General features: G+C 59.0%; 19 protein-coding genes and 1 pseudogene. 9 read left to right on the top strand and 11 right to left on the bottom strand.

The annotated features are described in order from the left end of the window. Positions 1 to 64: 64 nt before the first annotated feature. Genes NMG80_RS13590 through NMG80_RS13575 form a run of 4 tightly spaced genes read right to left on the bottom strand, consistent with a single transcriptional unit; the run spans position 65 to position 4,015 of the window. Positions 65 to 925: a sugar phosphate isomerase/epimerase family protein gene (locus tag NMG80_RS13590; RefSeq protein WP_254018567.1), complete on the bottom strand. Its 861-nt coding sequence runs from the start codon at positions 923 to 925 to the stop codon at positions 65 to 67. A gap of 12 nt (positions 926 to 937) precedes the next feature. Next, a complete protein-coding gene (locus NMG80_RS13585; RefSeq protein WP_254018566.1) occupies positions 938 to 2,086 on the bottom strand; it encodes a dihydrodipicolinate synthase family protein in 1,149 nt (382 codons plus the stop codon). Between the two features lie 7 nt (positions 2,087 to 2,093). Then, a complete protein-coding gene (locus tag NMG80_RS13580; protein WP_254018565.1) occupies positions 2,094 to 2,873 on the bottom strand; it encodes a 3-ketoacyl-ACP reductase in 780 nt (259 codons plus the stop codon). Continuing rightward, complete coding sequence (locus tag NMG80_RS13575) at positions 2,870 to 4,015, bottom strand: acyl-CoA dehydrogenase family protein (protein ID WP_254018564.1); 1,146 nt, start codon at positions 4,013 to 4,015, stop codon at positions 2,870 to 2,872. Before NMG80_RS13575 ends, NMG80_RS13580 begins: the two co-directional genes overlap by 4 nt. A gap of 174 nt (positions 4,016 to 4,189) precedes the next feature. Between NMG80_RS13575 and NMG80_RS13570 the strand changes: the two genes are divergently transcribed. Then, positions 4,190 to 5,209, top strand: a complete 1,020-nt coding sequence (locus NMG80_RS13570) for an aldo/keto reductase (RefSeq protein ID WP_254018563.1) — start codon at positions 4,190 to 4,192, stop codon at positions 5,207 to 5,209. A gap of 14 nt (positions 5,210 to 5,223) precedes the next feature. Then, on the top strand, positions 5,224 to 5,703 hold the full coding sequence (locus NMG80_RS13565) for a MaoC family dehydratase (protein ID WP_254018562.1): 480 nt from the start codon (positions 5,224 to 5,226) through the stop codon (positions 5,701 to 5,703). Here NMG80_RS13565 and NMG80_RS13560 read toward each other — a convergent pair. Beyond that, complete coding sequence (locus NMG80_RS13560) at positions 5,700 to 7,280, bottom strand: acyl CoA:acetate/3-ketoacid CoA transferase (RefSeq protein ID WP_254018561.1); 1,581 nt, start codon at positions 7,278 to 7,280, stop codon at positions 5,700 to 5,702. The two genes, NMG80_RS13565 and NMG80_RS13560, sit on opposite strands and share 4 nt — an antisense overlap. A 251-nt stretch (positions 7,281 to 7,531) precedes the next feature. Here NMG80_RS13560 and NMG80_RS13555 point away from each other — a divergent pair, with 251 nt between their 5' ends. Beyond that, positions 7,532 to 8,347, top strand: a complete 816-nt coding sequence (locus NMG80_RS13555) for an aldo/keto reductase (RefSeq protein WP_254018560.1) — start codon at positions 7,532 to 7,534, stop codon at positions 8,345 to 8,347. Between the two features lie 61 nt (positions 8,348 to 8,408). On the opposite strand, the gene NMG80_RS13550 is transcribed toward NMG80_RS13555, so the two are convergent. The 6 genes from NMG80_RS13550 to NMG80_RS13525 all read right to left on the bottom strand — a co-directional run bounded on the left by NMG80_RS13550 (position 8,409) and on the right by NMG80_RS13525 (position 16,254). Then, complete coding sequence (locus NMG80_RS13550; RefSeq protein WP_254018559.1) at positions 8,409 to 10,004, bottom strand: GMC family oxidoreductase; 1,596 nt, start codon at positions 10,002 to 10,004, stop codon at positions 8,409 to 8,411. Further along, positions 10,004 to 11,506 (bottom strand): aldehyde dehydrogenase family protein, encoded by a 1,503-nt coding sequence (locus tag NMG80_RS13545; RefSeq protein WP_254018558.1) that lies wholly within the window; start codon positions 11,504 to 11,506, stop codon positions 10,004 to 10,006. Before NMG80_RS13545 ends, NMG80_RS13550 begins: the two co-directional genes overlap by 1 nt. Before the next feature lie 52 nt (positions 11,507 to 11,558). After that, the gene (locus NMG80_RS13540; RefSeq protein ID WP_436798611.1) at positions 11,559 to 12,476 is read right to left on the bottom strand and encodes an ABC transporter permease; all 918 of its coding nucleotides are present in this window, start codon (positions 12,474 to 12,476) and stop codon (positions 11,559 to 11,561) included. Between the two features lie 34 nt (positions 12,477 to 12,510). Next, the gene (locus tag NMG80_RS13535; RefSeq protein WP_254018556.1) at positions 12,511 to 14,022 is read right to left on the bottom strand and encodes a sugar ABC transporter ATP-binding protein; all 1,512 of its coding nucleotides are present in this window, start codon (positions 14,020 to 14,022) and stop codon (positions 12,511 to 12,513) included. Continuing rightward, positions 14,022 to 14,999 (bottom strand): ABC transporter permease, encoded by a 978-nt coding sequence (locus tag NMG80_RS13530; protein WP_254018555.1) that lies wholly within the window; start codon positions 14,997 to 14,999, stop codon positions 14,022 to 14,024. Before NMG80_RS13530 ends, NMG80_RS13535 begins: the two co-directional genes overlap by 1 nt. 166 nt (positions 15,000 to 15,165) lie before the next feature. Next, the gene (locus tag NMG80_RS13525) at positions 15,166 to 16,254 is read right to left on the bottom strand and encodes a sugar ABC transporter substrate-binding protein (RefSeq protein WP_254018554.1); all 1,089 of its coding nucleotides are present in this window, start codon (positions 16,252 to 16,254) and stop codon (positions 15,166 to 15,168) included. Between the two features lie 302 nt (positions 16,255 to 16,556). Here NMG80_RS13525 and NMG80_RS13520 point away from each other — a divergent pair, with 302 nt between their 5' ends. The 6 genes and pseudogenes from NMG80_RS13520 (at position 16,557) to NMG80_RS13495 (ending at position 23,439) form a co-directional block, all read left to right on the top strand. Further along, complete coding sequence (locus NMG80_RS13520) at positions 16,557 to 17,324, top strand: enoyl-CoA hydratase/isomerase family protein (RefSeq protein WP_254018553.1); 768 nt, start codon at positions 16,557 to 16,559, stop codon at positions 17,322 to 17,324. Positions 17,325 to 17,402: 78 nt separating this feature from the next. After that, on the top strand, positions 17,403 to 18,056 hold the full coding sequence (locus tag NMG80_RS13515; protein ID WP_254018607.1) for a TetR/AcrR family transcriptional regulator: 654 nt from the start codon (positions 17,403 to 17,405) through the stop codon (positions 18,054 to 18,056). A 275-nt stretch (positions 18,057 to 18,331) separates the two neighbouring features. Further along, positions 18,332 to 18,442: pseudogene (locus NMG80_RS37050) on the top strand (JAB domain-containing protein); the annotation flags it as partial. A 481-nt stretch (positions 18,443 to 18,923) separates the two neighbouring features. Next, entirely contained in the window at positions 18,924 to 19,868 is a 945-nt protein-coding gene (locus NMG80_RS13505) for a MurR/RpiR family transcriptional regulator (protein WP_254018552.1), read from the top strand. A gap of 51 nt (positions 19,869 to 19,919) precedes the next feature. Continuing rightward, the gene (locus tag NMG80_RS13500) at positions 19,920 to 21,428 is read left to right on the top strand and encodes an ABC transporter substrate-binding protein (protein ID WP_254018551.1); all 1,509 of its coding nucleotides are present in this window, start codon (positions 19,920 to 19,922) and stop codon (positions 21,426 to 21,428) included. A gap of 115 nt (positions 21,429 to 21,543) precedes the next feature. Next, positions 21,544 to 23,439, top strand: coding sequence for an ABC transporter permease (locus tag NMG80_RS13495; protein ID WP_254018550.1), 1,896 nt, complete (start codon positions 21,544 to 21,546; stop codon positions 23,437 to 23,439). The last annotated feature ends 4 nt before the right edge of the window (positions 23,440 to 23,443 follow it).

Here is a 23,443-nt window from a genome sequence, read left to right as displayed (position 1 = left end):
CGCTATTCAGCTCGCCCCTCTCACGATCGGCCTCTTCTTCAAAGCCGACGCATTTTTCGATTGCTCAACAAACTGCCTTGAACCGTTCGACGCAGATGTCCAAAACATCGTTGGGATCTCGCTTCCACCAATTATTCACAGAGAAAACTTCCACCTCGCAAGGACCGGTGTAGCCGGCTTCCTCGACAGCCCGGCGCAAAGCCTTCAGGTCTGCCACACCATCGCCCATCATGCCGCGATCCAGAAGCACGTCGCGCGTGTCGGCGAGCCAGTCGCATAGGTGATATCCGGCGATCCGGACCGCGCTGGCGCGCTTGAGTTCCACCCCAAGCGAGAGATCCCACCAGACATGATAGACATCGACAGCGATGGCGATCGCCGAATGGCCGATCGTTTCACAGAGATGGACCGCGTCACGTACGGTGACCAGGCAGGAGCGGTTTCCGCCATAGACGGGATTTAGCGGCTCGAGAGCCAGCGTCACATTCGATTGCGCGGCGTAAGGCGCGGCTTCCGCAATGATTTCCGCAACCCGCTTCAGGCTCTCCGCCATACTGTGCGTGCCTGCGACCACGCCGCCTACGCAAATCGTGAGACAAGCTGCTTTCAGGCCGGCCGCCATGTCAATCGACGAGTGAAAATCATCGAGAACAGCTTGCCGGGTCGGTGGCGCGAGCGGACCGACCAGAAATGGTGAACGGCACAGACCGCTGACGGAAAGCCCGGCGGCTCTTGTGCGCTCGCCGATCTCGACCGCTCTCCCCCCGATCTCGCGGCGCCAAAAGGTTATAGCTCCAAAGCCGCGTTCCGCACAGGCATCGATTACCCGTTCCGGAGACCAGCCCGCTCCTTGACTTTCGACATTATGGCCGAGAGTCGCGGTATTCAGGGCAAGGGCTGAGTGATCCTTTGCGAAATCACGCATGTCGGTGCCCCCTCAGACGCCATACACCGCAAGCAGTTTGCGCATACGCGCTTCCGCCAGATCAGGATTACGCAACAGGCCATTTGCGTCGGCGAGCTTGAAAATATCGACGAAATAAGGAAGTGGCCGCATCGCCTGCGCACCATTCAGCATTACGAAATGGTCCTGGAAACCGTTCAACCAGGCCAAGAATACCACACCCGTCTTGTAGAAGCGGGTCGGAGCGCGGAAGATCAGACGGGCGAGCGGAACTGTTGGATCGAGGGTCCGTCGGAAGGCGGCTACGTCACCGGCCCCAAGCCTCGATATGGCATAAGCGGCGGCGGGCGCCAACGGATCGAATATGCCGAGCAGTGCATGGGAGTGGCCGCTATCGTCACCTTCAATGAGTTCGGGATAATTGAAGTCGTCGCCCGTATACATTTTGACGCCGACCGGCAGCCGCCGCCGCATCGCGATCTCCTTGTCCTTGTCGAGCAGCGAGATCTTGATACCGTCGACTTTGTCCCGGTTTTCGCCGATTACGGCAAGGCAGGTCTCCAGTGCCTCGTCGAATTTGTCCGCGCCCCAATAGCCGGCAAGCGCGGGATCAAACATGTCGCCCAACCAATGCAGGATGACCTTGCCCTCGCACTGCGCCAGCACATCGCGATAGACGGCTTCATAATCTGTCGGCGTTGCTGCGACCTTCGCAAGCGCCCGGCTCGCCATCAGAATAATCCGGCCGCCGATCTTCTGGATCGCCTCGACCTGCTCGAAGTAGGCACGACGAACATCGTCAAGCGAACGCGCTCCGTCGGCTTCGAGCTGGTCGGTGCCTGCACCGTTAAATACAAGCGCGTCGGGAAGTTCGGACTTTGTCCGGCGTATCAATTCGAGTGCGACTGGCCAGTCGAGGCCCATGCCGCGTTGCGCAGTATCCATGGCTTCCGCAATCCCAAGGCCGAGACTGGCGAGATGACGGCGGAAGGCCATGGTGGCCTCCCAGTCTACATCCGCCGGACCGGAGGGATCCTGGTCCGTGAAAGAATTGGCCACAACGTGCGCAGCTGAAAGTACCACGCGACAAGAATCCTCGCCAAGCGGCGTTGCTTCAATGGGTTTTCCAATCAGTGAGTACGGGGAAAGAACGCCTCGATCGTCGGGAAGCTGGATATTCATTTTGACCTCAGAAACGCGACACAAGCATGCCGGCATCAGCAGAGATCACATGCCCGGTCGTATAGGGCAGACCACCTGTTGCAAGCGTTGCGATAATGCGACCGATTTCGGACGGGTCGCCGAGCCGCGGAAAAAGCGTTAGGCCTTGTTCGGATATCCGTTTTTGATACATATCCCGCGCTACCCGGGTCATGTCGGTCTCGATCACGCCGGGCTGGATATCGTAGACAGCGATCCCCTCGCTGCCGAGACGCACTGCGAACACCTTGGCGATCATCGCCGCAGCGGCCTTTGACGTGCAATATTCACCGCGCTGCACGGCTACAGCAACGGCGTTGGAGGAAGATACGTTGATGAGACTGTAAAAGCGGCCGTCATCCCGGGTCCGACTTACAAGCAATCGCGCAAAAGCCTGCGACATGAAGAACTGCGCCTTCGCATTGACCGCCATGCAGCGGTCGTAGCTGTCCTCCGACACATCCAGGAGGTCACCGCGGTTCAGCACTGACACGCCGGCATTGTTGACCAGTGTTGACAGCGGTCCGATTGCCGCTTCGGCTTGCTCCAGCATCGCTGCATGAGAAGCGGTCACACTGACGTCGCCCGGCACTCTGACGGTTTTGGCGCCTTCGGCGGCCACTGCTTTTTCTGCTGCTGCAAGCTCAGCATCCTCGATCGGTCCATTCAGAGCGATGTCGAAGCCATTGCGCGCGAGTTCCACCGCCGTCGCCAGACCGATGCCGCGACTCGAGCCCGTGATAAAAGCAGCTTGGCGAACGGAGCTCATGCGCGCGCGCCGTGCTTGACCAGTTCGCGCGCGATGATCATGCGCTGAATCTGGTTTGTGCCTTCGTATATCTGCGTAATCTTGGCGTCACGATAAAGGCGCTCAACCTCGAAGCCGCGTATATAGCCGCTGCCCCCGAAAACCTGTACCGCGTCGGCAGTGCGCGCTACCGCCATATCGCTGGCGAAGCACTTGGCTATGGAACATGCCTTGGTTGCATTCTCTCCGCGATCCATCTTGACGGCGGCGCTGTGGACCAGGAGGCGGGCCGCTTCGATGTCCTTAGCCATATCTGCCAGAAGCCATTGTACACCCTGGAATTCGCTGATCTTCGAACCGAACTGCTTGCGTTGCTGGGCGTACTCAAGCGCAGCTTCCAGACCGGCCTGGCCAAGTCCGACTGCAAGCGCGGCTATTCCGACGCGCCCTTTGTCCAGAACACTCATCATCATGTGGAAGCCCCGCCCCTCCTCGCCAAGAAGAGCCTCGGATGGCAGCGCCACATCGGTGAAATTGAGCGTACCGACCTGACTGGCACGCTGTCCCATCTTGTGTTCCTTGGGGCCACGCTCCACCCCCTTGGACGTCAGATCAACAATGAAAATGCTCATGCCCTTGTGGCCAGCGGCCTTATCGGTGCGAGCAAGCACGAATCCAACGTCGGCCACCGGTGCGTTGTGAATCCAGATCTTGCCACCATTCAATCGCCAGCCTGAGCCGTCGCGGTCCGCAGTGGTGCGGATCCCAGACACGTCTGTTCCGGCTTCAGGCTCGGTGATGCAATAGGCGCCCTTTTTCTCTGCACTCAGAAGCGGCTTAAGCCAATGCGCCTTCTGCGATGCAGTGCCGTGGCGCACAAGGAGCGAGCTCACCAGTTCGACCAAGCCGCACTGATCGGCCACCGATGCGTAACCCTTGGAAAGCTCCTCCATGACAAGGGCGTAGGCAAGCGTATCGAAACCAGGACCGCCCTCCTCTTCCGGCACGCCGATCCCGAAAAGTCCAAGCTCTCCCATCTGCAGGTAGAGTTCGGCGGGAAATCGTTCCTCCCGGTCGAGCGCCTCAGCTTGCGGGCGGATTACATCCTCGGCGAACTGCCTCGCCATGTCTCGCACCTGCTCGTGCGTCGCGCTCAGATACATCGCCTCACCTATCTAACTTTTATGTAACTATTTAGTTACTAGATAACACCGGGCACTTCCCTCGTCAAGCTATCGTCAACCGCTATTGGAGACCTCCCTCTGGCCTGTCGCTATTGCCATTTAGGCCGCCTTCGATAAGATAACTAACCAGATCGTTACCAAATGGAGGAATGGATGCAAGCGGGAGACAAAAGAAAATTCGGGCGCATCGATATCGACGTGACCGCAATCGCATTCGGCACAGCGCCGATCGGCAACATCTTCAGTGAAATCGATGAAGAGACGTCCGACGGCATGATCCAGCACGCTTGGAACGCCGGCGTGCGCTATTTCGACACCGCGCCGTACTATGGCAATGGACTGTCCGAGTTGCGGACGGGTCATTCGCTTCGCTGGAAAAACCGTGACCAGTTCGTGCTGTCTTCCAAAGTCGGGCGAGTCCTGAAACCGAAGAAGCGCTCGGAGATCAATTTTGCGCCATGGGTGAATGCCGCGGCGAACGAAGCGACTTTCGACTACAGCTACGACGGCACAATGAGAGCTTTCGAGGACAGCCTGCAGCGGCTGGCGCTCGAGCGCATGGACATCTGCTTCATCCACGACATCGATGTCTTCACGCGCGGCGCGGATCAGCCGGAAGTCTTCAAAGCGGCCATGGATGGCTGCTGGAAGGCGCTCGCAAAACTGCGCGACGAAGGCGTGGTCAAGGCAATCGGCGTCGGCGTCAACGAATGGCAGGTCTGCCACGAAGCTCTGAAGCAGCGCGACTTGGACTGCTTCCTCCTGGCTGGCCGCTATACGCTGCTCGAACAAGAAGCGCTCGATGTCTTCCTGCCCCTTTGCCAGGAGCGCAACGCAGCCGTCGTTGTCGGCGGCGGGTTCAACTCCGGCATTCTGGCGACAGGTGCAGTCGAGGGCGCGAAGTACAATTACACGCCGGCGCCCGCCGAGATCATGAAGCGCGTCGCCGGCATTGAGGCCGTCTGCAGAGAACATAATGTGCCCCTGCCGGCTGCAGCCATGCAGTTCGTAGTAGCTCATCCGGCAATCCCGTCCTTTATCGCGGGAACGCGTACGGTGGAGCAGCTACGCAAGAATCTCGATTGGTTCACCCACCCCATCCCAGTGGAGTTTTGGGCCGACCTGAAGAAGAGAGGCTTGTTGCGCGAGGATGCGCCAACCCCGGCACGATAGCAGGAGGCGGTGCTATGGAACGCAAACGCAGACTGGATCACCGCTCCTACACCTATGACGATCTGCTACCGGGCGATTGGTTCGCCACGCCCGAACTTGTCGTCGAAGCAAGCCATATCGACCGCTTTGCCGAACTCTCGGGTGATTTCTTCGATATCCACATGTCGGACGCGGCGGCGCAAAAACTCGGCTTTCCGCGGCGCGTCGTACACGGCCTCCTGGTTCTTTCGTTAGCAGACGGGTTGAAGAACCAGTCTAGTTCACGACTCGAGGCCGTCGCTTCGCTCGGCTGGAACTGGTCATTCAATAGGCCTGTCTTCGCCGGCGACACGATCCATGCCGTCATCACTGTGCTCGACAAACGGCCAACCACCAAACCTGAGCGCGGAATCGCGAGACTGCAATTCGAAGTGACGAACCAAAAAGGCGAAATGGTTCAGTCCGGCACCAACGAACTCATGATGTTGCGGGCATGGATAGCTGGCTCCGACTAGGCCCGCTCCAGATTCAACCCGGACTTTTCCCGCCTGAAAAGCGCGTCCGCCATCGGTTTGACGTCGGGAGCAATCGTCAGGGGAAACTCTGCCCGCGCAAGGATGTCGTCTCGAATGTTGATCCCTGGCGCGACTTCGGTGACGACGAGACCCTCGGGCGAAAGTTTCATAACGCAGCGCTCTGTGACGTAGGTAACGTCCTGGCCCTGCGCTACGCCACGCTTGCCCGAAAAGGATACATGCTCGACCGCTTCGACGACCTTCGCGATCTTGCCCTCCTTGTCGATGACGAGCTTGCCATCGGCGATCGAGAATTTCGCTCCAGCGTTGAAATAGCCGGAAAAGACGATCTTGCGAGCGCGTGAGGTTATATCGACAAACCCGCCGGCGCCGGCCGTCACGTGCGGCCGCACCGAGAGCTTCGATACATTCACGGATCCATGCCGGTCGATCTGCAGGAAGGACAGAAGCGAAGCGTCGAATCCGGCTGCCTGGAAATAGGTGAATTGGTGCGGAGAGGCGACGAAGGCTTCGGCGTTAGAAGAGCACCCAAACTTGAAGTCGAGCAGCGGTATGCCACCGACCGCGCCCTGTTCGATCACCCATGTGACATCGCCGTGGCGTCCTTCCTCGAGGAAGATACGAGGAACATTGGCCGAAATGCCGAAGCCGATATTGACGGCCCAACCAGGTTGCAACTCCATGGCAACACGACGGGCAATGACTTTCGCAACATCAAAATCGGGAATGCTGAACGTGTCCAGTGGCCGAAACAGTTCGCCCGATATTGCGGCGTCGTAAACAGTCGCCGTCGTCTGAAGCTGATCTGGCGCCTCTACGATGCAGTCTACTAGAATGCTAGGCACGCGCACATCGTGAGGACGCAGCGTTCCGGACTGTGCAATTCGCTTGGCCTGGGCAATGACGATGCCACCACAGTTGCGGGCCGCGAGCGCCAGTTCCATGGCCCCGAGATGGGCCCCTTCATGCTCGAACGTGAGATTGCCGCGCTCGTCGGCAGTGGTGGCGCGAATGATAGCGACATCCGGCTTGATCGCCGGGAAGAAGAGCCACTCGTCGCCCTCGAATTGGATTTTCTTGACAATGGGTTTCCGCCTTGCGGCATCGTTCATCGCGCAACCGTCGAGATCGGGGTCGACGAAGGTGTCAAGGCCAACCTTCGTCAGCACGCCTGGCCGCATGCCGGCGGCTTCGCGCAGGATGTCGAATATGACGCCGCTCGGCACATTGTAGGCGGCGATCTCGTTCCTCCCAAGCATCTGCCAGATCAAGGGCGGCTCGGCTGAGGATGGTCCGGAAGGATAGGAGCCGCCGATTATCGTCGAAATTAGCCCGGTCTGGGCGAGGTGGTCGATGCCTTTGGTGCCGAACATGTCGCCGGCGGCGATAGGATGGATCATGGTTAGATCGCGCGGCGCGCGCTCGTTACGGAACCTCTCGCCAATGGCAGCGAGAACGGCATCAGGACAGCACAGGCCGCTAGAGGAATTCACCGCGACGATTGCCCCATTCGGGATCAGCGCCGCAGCCTCAGCCGCGCACTTGATCTTCGACATCATCACCTCCCACAGGTCATCACTAATTAAATAACTAGATGGTTATTACCATTAAGGTATTGGACATTTTTGATCAAGCTGTTCGAGAAAAATTCCGCCACCCAGAACTCAAAATAAAACTCGGATTTTTCAGTCTTCGAGGCAATTCCTCGACACCGCGCTTGAAAATGATATAGGATGCAGATAGTAAATAACCAGATGGTGCAAAAAGCGCGGCGGCTGGCGACGCGCTTGAATGAGGATGTTGCCCTTTGAGCATCTATTTCCAGAAGACCTACCAGCGCTCATTCGGCACCTTCCCTCTCAAGGGCGCCGAGCTCGCCGGCGCCATAAAGGCTGCGGTCGATGTTGGCTATCGCTCCTTTGATACCGCCCAAATGTATCGCAATGAGGCGGATGTCGGCGAAGGGCTTGCCCAGACTGGCGTCCCCAGGGATCAACTCTGCATCACGACGAAAGTTCATCCCGAAAATTTCGGGGAAGATCGTTTCCTGTCCTCTGTTGAGAGAAGCCTTCAGGATCTGCGGCTGGACTATGTCGATGTCCTGCTCCTGCATTGGCCGCCCAGTGGCGCGGTCGCCGGGCCGGTTAAACTGCTGGAGAAAGCCCGAAGCAGCGGCCTTGCACGGCACATAGGACTGTCCAACCACACTGCCCAGATGATGCGCGACGCGGCTCGCGCCATCGACACGCCTCTAGCGACCAATCAGGTCGAGTTCCACCCGCTTCTCAATCAGGACAAGCTCCTGGCTGCAGCGGTGGAAACGGGGATCCCCCTCTCCTCTTTCTGCTCCGTGGCGCGCGGCAAAGTCTTCAGCTATCCGCTTTTCACGGAGCTTGCTGAAAACTACGGCAAGCTGCCGGCACAAATCGTGCTTCGCTGGATCCTGCAGAAAGGCGTCTCGATCAACACCATGTCGACCAAGCCAGCCAACATCCAGGCCAACTTCGACATAATGAATTTCACCCTTTCGAGTGTCGATATGGCCCGCATCGATGCGATGACCGCTACCAACTATCGCATCATCGGCAAGGCTTCCGTCCCGTGGGCGCCAGACTGGGATTGAACTGATCGAGGCAGATTCCCACTTCCAAAAAGTGGGGTGGAACGGAGCGTTCATTCTTACGCTAGCGATTTCCCCGGATAAGGTCGCTGGCCTTTTCTCCGATCATTATCGTGGCAGCATTGGTGTTGGAGCCGACAAGGCTCGGCATGATCGAGGAATCGCAGATGCGAATGCCCTCGAGGCCACGTACACGAAGTTGCGGATCAACCACAGCCATGTCGTCTGAACCCATCTTACAAGTACCGGTTGGGTGGTAGGACGTTCGTCCGAATGCGCGTGCATAGGCCTCGAAATCTGCTTGAGTCTTGGCCTCTTTCCCCGGAAAATGCTCTCGCTTGATATATTTGGCCAGCGCGGGCTGGTTCATGATCTCCCGACTGATCCTCACGCCCTCGCCCGCAGTTCTCAAATCATGAGAATCCGCGATGAAGTTCGGGTCAACGATCGCTGCGTCTGCCGGATCGGCGCTGCGAAGCATGACCGATCCGCGGCTTTTGGGGCGCAGCACATAGGAATTCAGCGTGCAGCCGGACCCGGACGGGATCGCTGGAACGCCCGCCTCGACCCCCGCGCCCGCCAGGAAATGAAATTGCAGATCGGGGATAGGCTCCGACCTCTTCGAGTACCAGAATGCGCCACCCTCCACCACATTCGAGGTCACCGGTCCGGTCTTGAATAGCGTGTACTGAAGTCCAGCCCAGAGCATCCAATGCAGTTTGTCGTATTTGTTGAGGCTGGTTGGGCCCTTGAGTTCGTAGACGATGTCGACGCCGAAATGGTCGTTCAGGTTTTGGCCGACGCCCGGCAAATCATGCACCACCTCTATGCCGTTCGCCTTCAGATGCGTCGCGGGTCCGACGCCGGACAGCATCATGATCTTTGGCGACCCGACGGCACCGGCCGTCACCAGGATCTCTGCGGCCCTAGCAGTCCGCACTTGCCCGTTCTGGCGATATTCGACGCCCGTTGCGCGGTTGCCGGAAAACAGAATCCGGCTGGTCAGGCAGTCCGTCTGCACTGTCAGATTCTTCCGGTCGATAACTGGCCTCAGATAGGCAACTGCGGCCGAACAGCGGCGGGCATTGCGGATCGTCATCTGGTAGGTGCCTGCGCCCTCTTGCACCGGTCCGTTGAAATCCGGATTGTACGAGATGCCGAATTGCTGACAGGACTGCACGAACGCGCGGGTGATCGGCTGGGGCGTCTGAAGGTTGGAGACGCCGAGCGGGCCATCTGTGCCATGGTGCTCGCCAGCAAAGGTTTCGTTGCCCTCGGCGCGCAGGAAATAGGGCTTCACTTCAGCCGACGACCAGCCTGGACACCCTTCGTCATTGGCCCAGCGATCGTAGTCCGCAGCATGGCCGCGTGTAAAAACCTCAGCATTGATCGAACTCCCGCCGCCAAGCACGCGGCCCTGCGCATACAGAATTTCTCTGTTGTTGGCGTGCTTCTGCGGCGCAGTCGTCAGCCCCCAGGTCAATGGGCCGCCGGTCATCTTGGCGAAACCGACAGGCATGTGGATGTAAGGATGCGTGTCCTTGCCGCCCGCTTCCAACAGCAGCACGCGCACGGATGGATCATCACTGAGGCGCGCGGCGACCACGCAACCCGCCGATCCGCCACCGACAACTATGTAGTCGAACGCGTCTCCAGCCATTACGAGACCCAGTGATCACGCTTGCCGAGGGTGATGTGAACAGCCTTCACCTCGGTATATTCCTCGACCCCATAGATGCCAGTTTCTCGTCCGGTTCCAGATTGCTTGAAGCCACCAATAGGCAGCTCGGGCCCGCCGGAGATTGTGGTGTTGATCCAGACACGACCTGCCTGCACACGTCGCATCGCTTGCAGGGCCTTGTCGAGGTTCTTGGTCCAGATGCTGGCCGCCAATCCGTAAATCGTATCGTTGGCAATCTCCACCGCCTCCTCGAAAGTATCGAAAGGCAAGATTGCCAAAACCGGTCCGAATATTTCGTCGCGGGCAATCGCCATGTCGCGTCCGACATCGGCAAACAACGTCGGCTGGATGAAGCGTCCAGCCATGCCGTTGTTGAGCGCTTCGCCGCCACAGACAAGCCGTGCGCCTTCGCTTCGGCCGCCGGCGATGTGGCTCAGGATGGATTCGTTCTGGGCGCTGGTGATGATCGCGCCGACCTGGGTTTGCGGATCGAGCGGATCGCCAACCCGGATGCGGGAAAACTTCTCGGCCAGAAGCTTTTCGAAGTCTGCCGCGATCGACCGTTCGACCACCAGGCGGCTGCCCCCGACGCAGCACTGGCCGGCGTTGAAGCACGTGCCGAACACCACTCCGTCCGCGGCGTCGCCGAGATCGGCATCCGCAAAGACGATCTGCGGATTCTTCCCGCCAAGCTCCAAACCCAGCTTTTTAAAGTTGCCGGCCGAAGCCAGAAGCGCTCGTCGCCCGACTTCAGTCGAACCAGTGAAGGATACCATATCGATGCCGGCATGTTCGGTCATCGCTTGGCCGATGTCGCTGCCGCTGCCAGTAACGACGTTGAAGACGCCATCCGGCAGGCCGGCATTGGTGAGGATTTCGGCCATCAGCAGCGTCGTCGCCGACGTCACCTCGCTCGGCTTTGCGACGATCGTGCAGCCGGCCGCCAGAATGAAGGGAACCCGCTCGGCAAGGATAAAGAAGGGGAAGTTCCACGGCGTGATCAGCCCAACGACGCCGATCGGCTCGCGAGTAACGAGGCCCAGCGTCTTGTCACCGAGGTTGTTGAACGTGTCGCCATGCAAGGCGCGCGCGGCACCAGCCGCGTATTCGTAAATGCTGGCAGCGCCCTCCACCTCCCCGCGCGATTGGGAAATCGGCTTGCCAGTCTCGAGCGTTTCCAACAATGCCAGCTCGTCGAGCCGAGCGCGAATGCCCGCGGCCGCCTTCAGCAGCACAGCGGCCCGATCAACGCCCGCAAGGCCGGACCAGCGGCGATCCGCGAAAGCCTTTCGCGCGACGGTGACTGCGCGGTCGAGATCGTCTCTGGTGCATCGCGTGATGCGCGTTACGGGGACATTGTGAGCCGGGCTCCGCCGGATAATGGTCTCGCGCGACCCTCCCTCGACCCAACGGCCATCAACGAAGAAACCGAAATCCCGCGGATTGGCGGGCAATGCATGAAGCGGGCTTCTGTTGTCCATGTGTCTGCTTCTCTATGTTGGCGAACCGACTGCCCGACGGGGCGCCTCTAGCTCACTTGATGACAAGGATTTTCTTCCTGTCCATCGTGACGGCGACGGCGGCCACGAGGATGAATCCGAAGATGATCTGCTGGATGAAGACCGACACGCCCATGAAGGTCATGCCGATCCGCACAACCTGGATAATCAGCGCGCCGACAAGGGTGCGCCAAATGGAGCCGACGCCACCCGTGATCGCCGTACCGCCGACGATCACCGCGGCAATTGCCGGTAGAAGGAATTCGTTGGCGAGCGTAGGCGAACCTGAGCCGAGGCGCGCCGCCATCATGACGCCCGCCACGGCTGCCATTGTCCCGGACAACATGAAGGTGGCGATCTTGACGCGGTTGACATTTATACCGGACGCAATCACGGCGCGCTCTTGAGCGCCGACGGCGCGCACATACCGACCGAAAGGCGTCGCACCGAGCAGAACGCCGAGGATTAGCAGGAAGACGGCGCCAACCCAGATGTCGTTCGAAATTCCCGCGGTAGTGCCGACAGACCAATTCAGATATCGGCCGGTCAGATCTTCGGCGATGTCTACTGAGCGCGTGTCGGAGAACCAATAGGCCGCGCTGGTGACAAGGCCGCCCGCCGCAAGGGTCGCGATAAACGACGGGATCCGCAGTGCGATCGAGACAAAGCCGCTCAGGAACCCCGCGATCGTGCCTCCAAGGACCGCCAGCGGAATGGCAAGAAAACCGAGCTCCGGTAGATACACGGCAAGGATGCAACTGGCCATCGAGGCGACAGCCTGTACCGAGAGATCGATGCCTCCCATCATAATGACCAGCGTGAGTCCCGTAGCCATGAGAAAAAGGCTCATCGTGTCGGAAATTACGGTTTCAAAATTCGACAGTGAAAAGAACGTTGGGTCGTAAAGCCCGACGATGAGGACCATGCCGACCAGAACGGCGGGCGGGAGCATAGTGCGGATGTGTTCCATGGGGCTCTGCATCAACTCACATCATATGCTGGATGATTTCGAGTTGGGCCGGTTTGCCGCCGGCGGGCGCGTTGAACGAAGCGTTGACCACGCCATCCTTCATCACCAGGATCCGGCTCGACAGCCCAATCACCTCGTCCAGCGTGTCGCCAAGCAGAATGACCGCGAGGCCCTGGGCGGTCATCTCACGCACCAGCGAATACACGTCCTCCTTGGCGCCAACGTCGATGCCCCGCGTCGGATGGTCGAGGATTAGGATCTTAACGCCCGCGATCCGCCATTTCGCCAGCACAACCTTCTGCTGATTGCCGCCCGAAAGGCTGACGACCATCGTTTTCGTCGAAGGTGTCTTGATGCCGAGCTTTGCGATCCAATCCTTTGCGATCGTGCTCTCCTTCGCGCCGCTGATAATCCCGCCGGATGTGAATTTCGATAGGCAGGCAAGAGTCATATTTTCGGCCACAGTGAAAGGCGTGATCAGACCTTCCACCTTCCGCTCACTGGGAACAAACCCGATGCCACGGCCAACGGCATCATGCGCTGTGGCAAGCCGGACAACGTCGCCGCCCATGTGGAGGGTACCGCCATCAACCTTTTCGTAGCCAGCAAGACAGCGCGCCAACGCCTCACGGCCGGAGCCGATGACGCCGGCTATGCCAAGAACTTCGCCCTCGTGCAGGTCGAAGCTGACGTCGTGGAAAACCCCCGCCTTGCTAAGCTTGTCTACCTTCAGCGCTATCGTGGGTGAAGGCTGCGCCTGCTTCTCCTCGCGGTAATACTCGTGCTGAAGCTGACGCCCGACCATCTGCTGGTGCAGGGTATGGACATCCGCATTGGCAGCCGGGGTCTCATGCACGACGCGACCGTCGCGCATAATGTAGATACGGTCGCAGATCTCCAGGACCTCATCGAGCCGATGTGAGATGAACACGATCGAGGCACGTTGCTTGAGTTCGCGCACGATGTCGAAAAGCATCGCAACTTCCTTCTTCTCGAGCACCGACGTGGGCTCGTCCAGAAGAATTGTGACATCACGCTTGATGCGGCTGTCGAGTGACAGCGCCTTGGCGATTTCCACCATCTGGCGGTCGCTGAAGGTCAGATCGGCCGCGAGCGTGCCGGGATGGATCTTGAGCCGGACCTTTTCCAATTCCTGCGCCGCCGCCTCGTTCATGCGCGCCTTGGAAATCAGTCCGAAACGGAGGAACTCTTCTTCGCGGCCAAGAAAGATGTTTTCCGCGATAGTCAGGCTCGATATCACCGACTGTTCCTGGAACACCATTGCGATGCCCTTGTTAAAGGCATCTCGAGCGGAGCGAATTTCGACGTTGCGTCCGTCGATTGCGATACTGCCGGCGTCCGGCTTGTAGACCCCGTTCAGGATTTTCAGAAGCGTCGACTTGCCTGCGCCGTTTTCGCCAATCAGGCCGACCACCTCGCCAGTGGCGGCGCTGAAGGAAACGCCATCGAGCGCCTTCACGCCCGGAAAGGACTTGCTGATGCCTTTCATTTCGAGCGCAGGAAGCATCACTTCACCACATCAAGGCGCGAGCGGTCGAGCGAGAGAGCTACCGCGACGATGATCAGAAGTCCCTGCACGCCCTGCTGGATGTACGGTTCAACCCCCATCAGCACCATGCCGTTGGCAAGCACCACGACGATGAGCACGCCGACGACCGAATTGAGCACCGAACCGACGCCGCCGGAGAGCGACGTACCGCCCACGACCACCGCCGTAACGGTTGTGAACAGACGACCCTGGCTGATCAACGCGTGGCCTTGCCCAAATTGCGCTGCCGAGAGCACGCCGCCGAGGCCATAGAAAAGGCCAGCGAGGGAGAATATCAGGATGCGTGTACGCTCGATCGGAATTCCGGCCTGCCTGGCGGTGGTCTCGTCGGTTCCAATGGCATAGACCCAGCGGCCAATGCGGGTACGCTCCTGTATTACGTAAGCGACGATAACCGCGGCTAAAGCGATCCAGATGGCCATCGGCACGCCGCCGACCCGGCCGAGCGACAAGGCGCGGAAAGTCTGGTCGGAAATACGCACCGTCTGTCCGCCCAGCATGGCGGTGGCTATGCCAACGCCGGCAAAGCCGACGCCGAGCGTGGTCATGAAGGAGGGCGTTTTGAGGCGCACGTGGAGGACGCCATTGAGCAGGCCGAGCAGGCCGCCGGCAATGATTGCGACCGGCACCGCCCACAGACCGTAGTCATACCCTGTCAGGTCGTTTGCGACGAGCAGGCTGACCGTGACGGCGGTGACTGCGATCACGCCCTCGACGGACAGGTCGATGCTACCCATCAGGATGATGAACGTCGCGCCCATGGACAGCACCAGCGGGATCGCCGCCGTATTCAGCAATCGAAGTGAATTGGAAACGGTGAGGAAGTTGCTGTTGAAGAGGCTGACCAGGATACATAGGCCTGCAAGCACTGCGAGCGGCGCCCACGCGCGCCACTTCGCAAATCCTGCCTTGCTTGTCCGAACGGCCAACGCCACGTAGAAACCTCCCAAAAAATCCCGGACCCCGGTATGACGCCGGGGGCCGAAGTGCTTTTTCGAAGCGAAATGCTTAGTTCCGCGTTCAGGAAACCGCCGCCGGACTGTTCACGACGTGGCGAACGGGGAGCCAGCCGGGCTTTTTCCGGAGGCTTGAGACCAAGCTTTAGCTCCGATACTGGATCTGGCCGGTTGCCTTACCCCAGAGATCGTTGAAGTCGACCTTGCCTGGATTGGCGCGGTAGCCGGCGACCGTATCCTTGGTAACGATGATGGCGGTGCCGTAAAACTCCCGGTGCTCCTTGGGTTCCTTGGCAATGTCGATCTTGCCGGTCGCTACCGCATAGGGGATCGCCAAGCCCATGCCGCCGGTCCACATCGGGTCCCATGCGACTGTTCCCGCGAATTCCCCGGCCTCGACCGCCGCGACCGCCGCCTCGATTCCGTCCAGGCCGACGACCTGAACCTTGCCTGCAAGGCCGTTCTGCCGCAACGCCTCGAGTGCGCCGACGCCCATGCCGTCATTGGCTGCGAACACTCCCTTAATCTCGTCGCCGAAGCGCGTGATCCACGCCTGCATGATCTCGAACGCCTTCTGCTCGTTCCAATCAGCCGGCTGAAAGTCGAGCAGCTTGACCTTGCCGCCCGAAGCTTCGATCGCCTGGTCGAGACCGAGTTTGCGTTCTATGGCCGGCACGTTTGACAAGATGCCGCCAATGGCAACGATACCGCCCTCGCCGCCAAACGACTTGAACAGCGCTTCGGCGATGGTCTTGGCCGCTGGAACGCCGTCGAACGACATATGCGCGACATAGCTGGGATTATGATCCCAGGGATGCAGATCGTCGGGCTTGTTCCATTGGGTCACGACATAGCCGCCGGCCTTCTGGACCACCTCGACGATGACGCGCGCGTCGGGCGAATCGTTGGGGTCGACATTCAAGATCAGTTTGCCGCCTGTGCGCTGCAACAGCGCGCGAATGTCCGACATGCCCTTCTGCGAATTTCCTTCGGTGACGAGTTGCTCGTACTTGGCACCAATCGACTTGGCGAACTCCTCGCCGCCCTTGGCGAAGGCCGCGTGATAGGGATTGGCGAGCGAGCGCATGGAATTGGCCAGCGTCCACGTCGTCTCCTCTGCGCGAGCCTGCCGTGCGAACGGCAAACCCAGCGCGCCAGCGGCGCCTAGTCCGGCAACGCCTTTCAGCAGAGCGCGCCTACTCACACCTGATTTCTGCCAGTCAAACTTTGACATTCAATCCTCCCGACTCATTTTTCGCACTAACCAGTTACTTTATAGCGCAGCCATTATTAGCGCGCAAGCGGAAACTGGGAAGGGTTCTCCGAGGGGGCAGAGCCGACGCGTCCTGAGGCGTCTCCTATGCGGCCTGAGCGACCATCAAAGGCTGTCGGGCCATGGCCGAGTGCGCTCGGCGGCGGGCGACATTGTTAGCTGCTGCTGGATCAAAATCTCGTCCAAACCAGTCGGCTTGTAACCGTACAGTTACTTCTATACATTGGTCCAACCCGGATAGCTTTTCATGTGAGGAGAGACGATTGCGGCGAGAACATCTGGATATCAAGACCGAGGAACCGGTCAGGATTTTGACGATGACCGGCAAGCCGCGTCGCGGCAATCCGTTGTCGCGCGAACTCGCCGCCGATCTTGTCAACGCGTTGATCGATGCCGAGCAAGATCCGTCGATCCACGCCCTCGTGCTTGCCGGAACCGAAACTCACTTTTCAGTTGGTGCGGATTTGGAGGAGGTCAGCCAGATGACCGGGATTGACGCCGTCCTGGCTGACTGGCTCGAACAATTCGACCGCTTCGCCGAAGCCCGCAAGCCGACGATCGCCGCTGTCCGCGGCCATGCAGTGGGCGGTGGTTTCGAACTCGCGCTCTCCTGCGACATCCTGGTGTGCGCCGAAGACGCAAATCTGGCGCTGCCGGAAACAGGCATCGGCGTTATCGCTGGACAGGGTGGAACCCAGCGCCTCATCCAAATGGCGGGACGAGCGATCGCCTCGGACTTGATATTGACAGGCCGGTCACTGTCAGGGAGGGAAGCAAGCGCGCTTGGCATTGCTGCGCGGAGCTGCCCAGCCGACCAGGTCGTCGAGGGAGCCATCTCGATCGGCAAAAAAATCGCAGAGCGCAGCGCGCCGGCGGTGCGCTTTGCTCGGGAGGTGATCCGCGAGGCCGCCGAGCACCCGATGCGCCAGTCGCTGAGGATGGAACGCCTGCTCGCAGCGCTTATCCTCGATACGCCGGAACGCAAGCAACGGGTTGCGGCCTTCCTCAACCGCAAGGCCAACAAAACCTAGGATCAGGGGATTTTCACGGTTCTAAGCTAACCCTGCAACAACAGGATTTACATAAGAGAGGCAGTTCCTTTGACAACAGTGGATCCCGACAAGGCCGAAGTGGTGCCACGCAAGCCCCGCGTGCGCGACGCCGAGGCGACCCAGCGACGCATCCTCGACGCCGCCAAGAAGGAATTCGCCCGCAAGGGACTAGGCGGGGCGCGCGTCGACGACATCGCCGAGCGTGCGAAAGCCAATAAGCGCATGATCTATCACTATTTCGAGAGCAAAGAGAACCTCTTCCAGCGCGTTCTCGAGGAAGCCTATGTCAATATCCGGACCGCCGAACAAAAACTGGAACTCGATCATCTCGAACCTAAGGAAGCGCTGGAACGGCTGGTGCGCTTCACGTGGAAATATTATCTCGACAATCCCGAGTTCCTGACGATGGTCAACAGCGAGAATCTGCACAAGGCGCGCCACCTCAAGAAGTCTAAGGTCGTCCAGGTCCTCAGCCGACGGTTTGTGGCCATGGTTGACACCATCCTAGAACGCGGGGCGAAACAGGGCGTATTCAGGAAGGGCATCGATCCAGTCCAATTGAACATTACGATAGCGGCCATCGGCTACTATTACCTCACCAACCGTTTCACCGGTTCAATCATATTTGAACGCGATCTCATGACGCGAGAGGCCCTCGATACAAGACTGCAGTTCAACATCGACACGATCATGCGCCTGGTCTCCGAATAGCTCATCAGTTGTGCAGTCCGCTTCAGCAGCCTGAAAAGCAGTCTCTGCCAGAGAAGCGTTCAGACAAGTAGTTCTTGGGTTCCAAGCAGTGCTGGCGAGAGTGACGATCCTTCGGAATCCGTGGTTGATCGAGGCGTCAGAGTACTGAGTCAACGTATTCATGCCCAAGCGGGGACAATCACGAGCAGTCACAGACCCCAGTTCTCGGCCCCATCGCTTTATAGTTGACGCACAAGTAGCTGATATATATATATCGCTATTTTGCTCACAGGAATTTGATGCACAATCATTCGTCAGGCGACCCGACGCCGTCGCGCGCCGACATCGAGATGACGAAACTGATCATCGAGACCGCCAAACCGCTCGGCATTGCGATCCACGACCACCAGCATGAAGGGGCTGCTGATGATTTGAGCCCGAATCGAAGGTCGCGACTGCGAAAAGTGGAACCCGGTTTCAGCTGCACCGCTGAGGGTTTTGTCGAATGGATAGCCGAACTGTTCCGAAATCGGAGCGTCGCCGAAAATCCTGACGCAGCGGCCGGCCAAGGGCGAGCGAGAAGCGTAAGCAATCTTGACCAACTGTTCCGATAGTCGAGCCATGCTACGTCACCGGAAAATGCCTGCGATGCGTCACGCTGATTTGCGGTATCGAACGCAGAGGCGATACCGTAATTTACTCGGATGAATGAGCTCCTAGATCCTCTTGATCGTCGCCGGCATGGGTGAAGTAAATTGATGCAAACGCCAATGACCTGGAGAGCAGTCCGAAAGCGAGTGGTCCCGACGGAAGACGACGTACCTGCCATCGCTATCAGCCTTGAACACGTGTCCACGTTGCGAGATCAATTCCAAAGGGAGATATTCAATGGCTCGCGATCGGTCGCAAGAAAATCGCACATCACAACCTAATGATGGCGCGGTCGTCAAAGGCGACAAGCGCAATGCACAAGACATTATCGGACTGATTGTTGACCAGCAGTCACAGTTTTCCAAAACAAACCGTCGGATTGCGCACGCGATTTTGAGCGAACCGCATAGCTTTGTCGAAAAGCCCATCGAGGAACTCACCGCTTGGCTTGATGTATCGGCGCCAACCGTCACCCGGTTTTCCCGCATGCTGGGGTGTGACGGCTTAAAGGATCTCAAGCTTAAAATCATGGGATCGGTGCGCGTGGGTATCCGTTATCTTGAACCCCAGACGCCTCCCGGGTCCATCGCCGAGGTTGCGGAGCGCGTTAGCAAACGGGCACAGAAAACCATTGCAGATATGCATCACAATGTCGATCTCGAACGCGCTCAGGCGGTGGTCGACAAGATCAGCGTCTGTCACACGCTCTACGCATTCGGGAGTGGCGGTGTCTCCTCATGGCTCATCGAGGAGATCCAGAACCGTTTTTTCCGGCTGGGGATACGTGTCATTCCCTGTAACGATCACCAGATGCAATTCATGTTGGCGACGGGAGTGGACCGCACGGACGTCGTCATTTGCTGTTCGCTCACAGGCGCCAATGTCGAGCTTGAGAAGGCCGTATCCGTTGCTCGCGAGTACGGTGCGGTAACGATCGCGCTGACCCCGAGTGGAACACCTCTCGCCGGCGCCGTGGATGAGTTGCTGCCGATCAACAGTCCCCCGGACGAAGACATTCTGAGCCCAGCGTCAATCCGCTACGCTTACATGATCGCGATCGATATCATCTCTTATGGCGTCGCCATTGCACGCAAGGACGCCGGCCGGGAAAAACTTCGCCGCCTCAAGCAGCAGCTGGCGATCGCACGCGATGAGGCTCAGACCCAACCTCTATGCGACTGATCCGAGAAAATGTCTATTTTTTGTTTTTTCGATCAAAAATCAGCTTAAAAAATGACCACTTACTCAAAATGGCGGAAAAATGATCCGGAAATTAAAAATTTCGTTGGACAGCTAAAAAAAAATTTGCATAGTTGCCCCATAGTAAGACTTAACCGGCCTTACAGTTCGTCTTCCAGGTCGGAGATACCGAAAGTTATCTGCCGGCACAGCCGGTTGGCCGAAATCAAAAAAGCTATCACGATTGGGGGAACTAGCATGATTTCTTCGCTGGGACGACACCTGCTGTCCAGAAGACAGATACTGCAAGGCGCGGCGGGCTTATCCGCTGCAGCGATGATGGGGCCTCGCGCTTTCGCGGCGCCCTCCACACCGATCAGCTTCGTTGGCTGGCAATACCAGCCTCAGATCGTTGAAGAGAACGTCAAGACGTTCATGAAACTCTACGACGAGAGCGTGAATTACGAACTCGTATCGGGCGACTACCACCCCTTGGCGGAAACGAAGCTCACCGGCGGTCAGCATATCGACATGCTGTATTCCGAGGAGAATTACATCGCCCGTTGGCACGCAGCCAACTGGATCCGCGACATCGAGAGCCTGCCGGGCGTTGCCGATATCAAGGCCGGCATGTTCCCGGTCAGCGTGGAGTCGCTTTCGCTGCCAAACGGTGGGCCGCTGTGCGGACTCCCCTATTACGCCGGCTACAACACCTTCCTGTACAACGACGAGCATCTCGCAAAGGCCGGGGTTCAGACGCCGGAAACCTGGGATGCCGTTCTTGAGGTCTGTCGCAAGCTCAAGAGGGATGGCGTCTCCGAGGCGCCCTTCCACGCGATGTGGCAGCAGCAATGGCCGAATATGTCCTGGTATATGTTTGCGGCATGGTATTCCGAAGGCGCGAAGGTGTTCGACGCCGATGGGAACTTCGTCGACGAGCCGGCCTTGCGCAAGATCCTCGAAATCAACCAGACTTTCTACAAGGAAAAGCTGGTCGTCGAGGACATCATGACTTTGCCCGGCGAAGGCGTACCCAGCTATGCCTCCGGTCGCCACACGTTCATGGTGGTCCATGATTACAACCACAAGGTCGCCAATGATCCCGCCGTTTCCAAGATCGCGGGAAAGGTGCGCAACGCGATCATGCCGGGAGCGACCCGCTCGACCATGGCCTGGACGGCGGCCTATCTCATGGGCTCGCAACCCGTCGATGAGGAACGCGTGTGGAACCTGCTCCAGTTCTTCGGCGGCAAAGCCAAGGATGGCCAGTATCATGTGATCAAGCGCTGGGCCCTCGAGTTCGGTCTCGGCTCGGGCTACAAGGAAGTCATGCAGGATCCCGAGATCGTCGCCAGTTTCTCGAAATGGCGCGACCTCGATATTTCGGCCAAACAGCTCGGCATGGCGACGTCACGCGCGATCGGCAAGGCGATCTGGTTCCCGGAATGGGATATGTTCATGATGCAGCAGGTCCAGGAATACATCCGTTCGGGCAGCTCGACCGACCAGCTGGTGGCATCGCTTGCGGCCAAGGCCTCCGAGCTGAAGGCCCAGTATCAGTAAGGCATGCGGGGGCAGCCGGTCATCGGGACCGGCTGCTCCGTCCGCATCAACCTCCAACGACATCGCCAGACGCGGCATTTCCGGCGATCTGGCCCAGATGATGTGCGAGGACGCCATGACAACGACGCTGCTGCCGTCGCAAAGAATCGAGCCACTGGCGCACCAACGCCGCCGCAGGATCAGCCTTCCGGCCTTTGCTTATTTCTCTGTCGCCCCGACACTGATCCTGATGGTCCTGATCGTCGGCGTGCCGCTCCTCTACAGTCTCTACCTGTCCTTCAACATCACCAATCCGATCACCAAGCGCTGGATTTTCGTTGGCTTCGCCAATTATACGAAGATCTTCCAGAGTCAGGACTTCTGGTATGCGCTCGGCCGCACGCTTTATTTCTCCGCGATTGCGGTCATCGGAACGACCGTACTCGGAACACTGATCGCACTCGTTTTAAACCAGCGATTTGCCGGCCGCGGCTTCCTGCGCAGCGTCGTCCTTGTTCCCTGGGCCATGGCGCCTGTGTCTATCGGGGTGCTTTGGTCCTTCATCTATGCCGGCAATTTCGGTCTGTTGAACGGCTTTCTCAACGACGTGGGCCTCGGTTCATGGGGACGGGCATGGTTCGGAGAGGGCTTCCGCGCCCTCAACCTCGTGGCGTTGACTCAGGTCTGGAACCAGACGCCGTTGACGACGCTGATGCTCCTTTCCAGCCTGCAGTCCATGCCGGGCAACCTGCATCGCGCAGCCATTCTCGACGGCGCGGGACCGGTCAAGCGCTTCTTCTCGATCACGCTGCCCTGGCTCAAGCCGACGCTGCTTTTCTCCACCATTATCTCCACGATCAATGCGTTCCTGGCCTTCGACATCATCTGGATCATGACGCGCGGCGGTCCGGGCGCGGCGACCACCACATTGTCCTGGCTCGGCTATATGCAATCCTTCCAGTTCCTGAAGTTCGGCGAAGGGGCCGCTCTTCTCTACGTGCTGACGTTTCTCAGCCTTGCATTCGCGATCGCCTATTTCGCCTTCCTCAGCCCCAGGAAAGCCAGAACGACAGTGCCGGTGATGGCCGCTCCAGCACTGCAGACAGCCAGCCGCCTGCGCCCCCCCATGGTCGTCTTGCCGGAGTGGAAGCCGAAGAGGCTCATGGGCCCGATTGCCACGCGCAACACGGGTAGGATCCTTTTCGCGCTCGCCGTTGCTGCCATTTTTGTCTGGTCTTTCCTACCCGTCGCCGCACTGATCCTGATCAGCCTGTCGCCAGCCACCGACCTGATCCGAACGCCTCCCTCCGTGGTGCCCTCGACGCTCACCTTCGAGAATTATCGGGCGGTGCTCATGGCGCAGGGCACGACCAGCGTGCAGGCCGCACGCGTGCCATTGTCCCTGCTCAACAGTTTCGGCATCGGCATCGTTGTCTCCGTCGTCAATGTCGCGCTCGGCACCTTGGCTGGCTACGGTTTTGCCCGCTACGCCGGACATCGTTTCTTTGCCGTCAGCCTCTGGGCGCTTCTTTTGACACGTATGGTTCCTGCGCTGACGCTGGTTCTGCCGTTCTTCGTCATCTTTCGGACGCTCGGGCTCATCGACACCCATCTCGGTCTGGTGATCGCATATTCGACGATCCTGATGCCGCTTGCCGCCTGGATGATGAAGACCAGTTTCGAGACCGTACCTCTCAGCCTGGAGCGCGCGGCACTCATCGATGGCTGCAGCCGCTGGACGATGTTCTGCAAGGTTCTGGTGCCTGTGGTGCGGCCGGCTATCGTCGCGGCGCTGATCTTCTGCTTCCTGGTGTCCTGGAACGAGTTCCTCTTTGCCATGATCCTGACCTCGACCCCCAAGACGCAGACAATCCCGGTCGTCATCGCAGGCTTTCTCAACCAGGCACGCTTCTATGAGTATGGGCCGCTTTTTGCGGCCAGCGTGCTTGCCATCCTGCCGCCTGTGGCGGTCGCCTTCTTCTTCCAACGTTACCTCGTCCAGGGTGCGCTTTCCGGCGCCGTCAAGGGCTGAAAGG

The organism is Mesorhizobium escarrei (genome assembly GCF_935825525.1).
GTDB classification, from domain to species: domain Bacteria; phylum Pseudomonadota; class Alphaproteobacteria; order Rhizobiales; family Rhizobiaceae; genus Mesorhizobium; species Mesorhizobium escarrei.
Note: the sequence above shows the minus strand (reverse complement) of the source record. Positions and strands in the feature narration are given on the sequence as shown.

Coding starts and splice junctions, on each gene's coding strand:
- NMG80_RS13535 (WP_254018556.1), bottom strand. CDS start 14,022: ATGCTTCCTGCGCTCGAAATGAAAGGCATCAGCAAGTCCTTTCCGGGC.
- NMG80_RS13585 (WP_254018566.1), bottom strand. CDS start 2,086: ATGAATATCCAGCTTCCCGACGATCGAGGCGTTCTTTCCCCGTACTCA.
- NMG80_RS13500 (WP_254018551.1), top strand. CDS start 19,920: ATGACCACTTACTCAAAATGGCGGAAAAATGATCCGGAAATTAAAAAT.
- NMG80_RS13525 (WP_254018554.1), bottom strand. CDS start 16,254: ATGTCAAAGTTTGACTGGCAGAAATCAGGTGTGAGTAGGCGCGCTCTG.
- NMG80_RS13580 (WP_254018565.1), bottom strand. CDS start 2,873: ATGAGCTCCGTTCGCCAAGCTGCTTTTATCACGGGCTCGAGTCGCGGC.
- NMG80_RS13550 (WP_254018559.1), bottom strand. CDS start 10,004: ATGGCTGGAGACGCGTTCGACTACATAGTTGTCGGTGGCGGATCGGCG.
- NMG80_RS13570 (WP_254018563.1), top strand. CDS start 4,190: ATGCAAGCGGGAGACAAAAGAAAATTCGGGCGCATCGATATCGACGTG.
- NMG80_RS13560 (WP_254018561.1), bottom strand. CDS start 7,280: ATGTCGAAGATCAAGTGCGCGGCTGAGGCTGCGGCGCTGATCCCGAAT.
- NMG80_RS13495 (WP_254018550.1), top strand. CDS start 21,544: ATGACAACGACGCTGCTGCCGTCGCAAAGAATCGAGCCACTGGCGCAC.
- NMG80_RS13575 (WP_254018564.1), bottom strand. CDS start 4,015: ATGTATCTGAGCGCGACGCACGAGCAGGTGCGAGACATGGCGAGGCAG.
- NMG80_RS13505 (WP_254018552.1), top strand. CDS start 18,924: ATGGCTCGCGATCGGTCGCAAGAAAATCGCACATCACAACCTAATGAT.
- NMG80_RS13565 (WP_254018562.1), top strand. CDS start 5,224: ATGGAACGCAAACGCAGACTGGATCACCGCTCCTACACCTATGACGAT.
- NMG80_RS13590 (WP_254018567.1), bottom strand. CDS start 925: ATGCGTGATTTCGCAAAGGATCACTCAGCCCTTGCCCTGAATACCGCG.
- NMG80_RS13540 (WP_436798611.1), bottom strand. CDS start 12,476: ATGCTCCCGCCCGCCGTTCTGGTCGGCATGGTCCTCATCGTCGGGCTT.
- NMG80_RS13545 (WP_254018558.1), bottom strand. CDS start 11,506: ATGGACAACAGAAGCCCGCTTCATGCATTGCCCGCCAATCCGCGGGAT.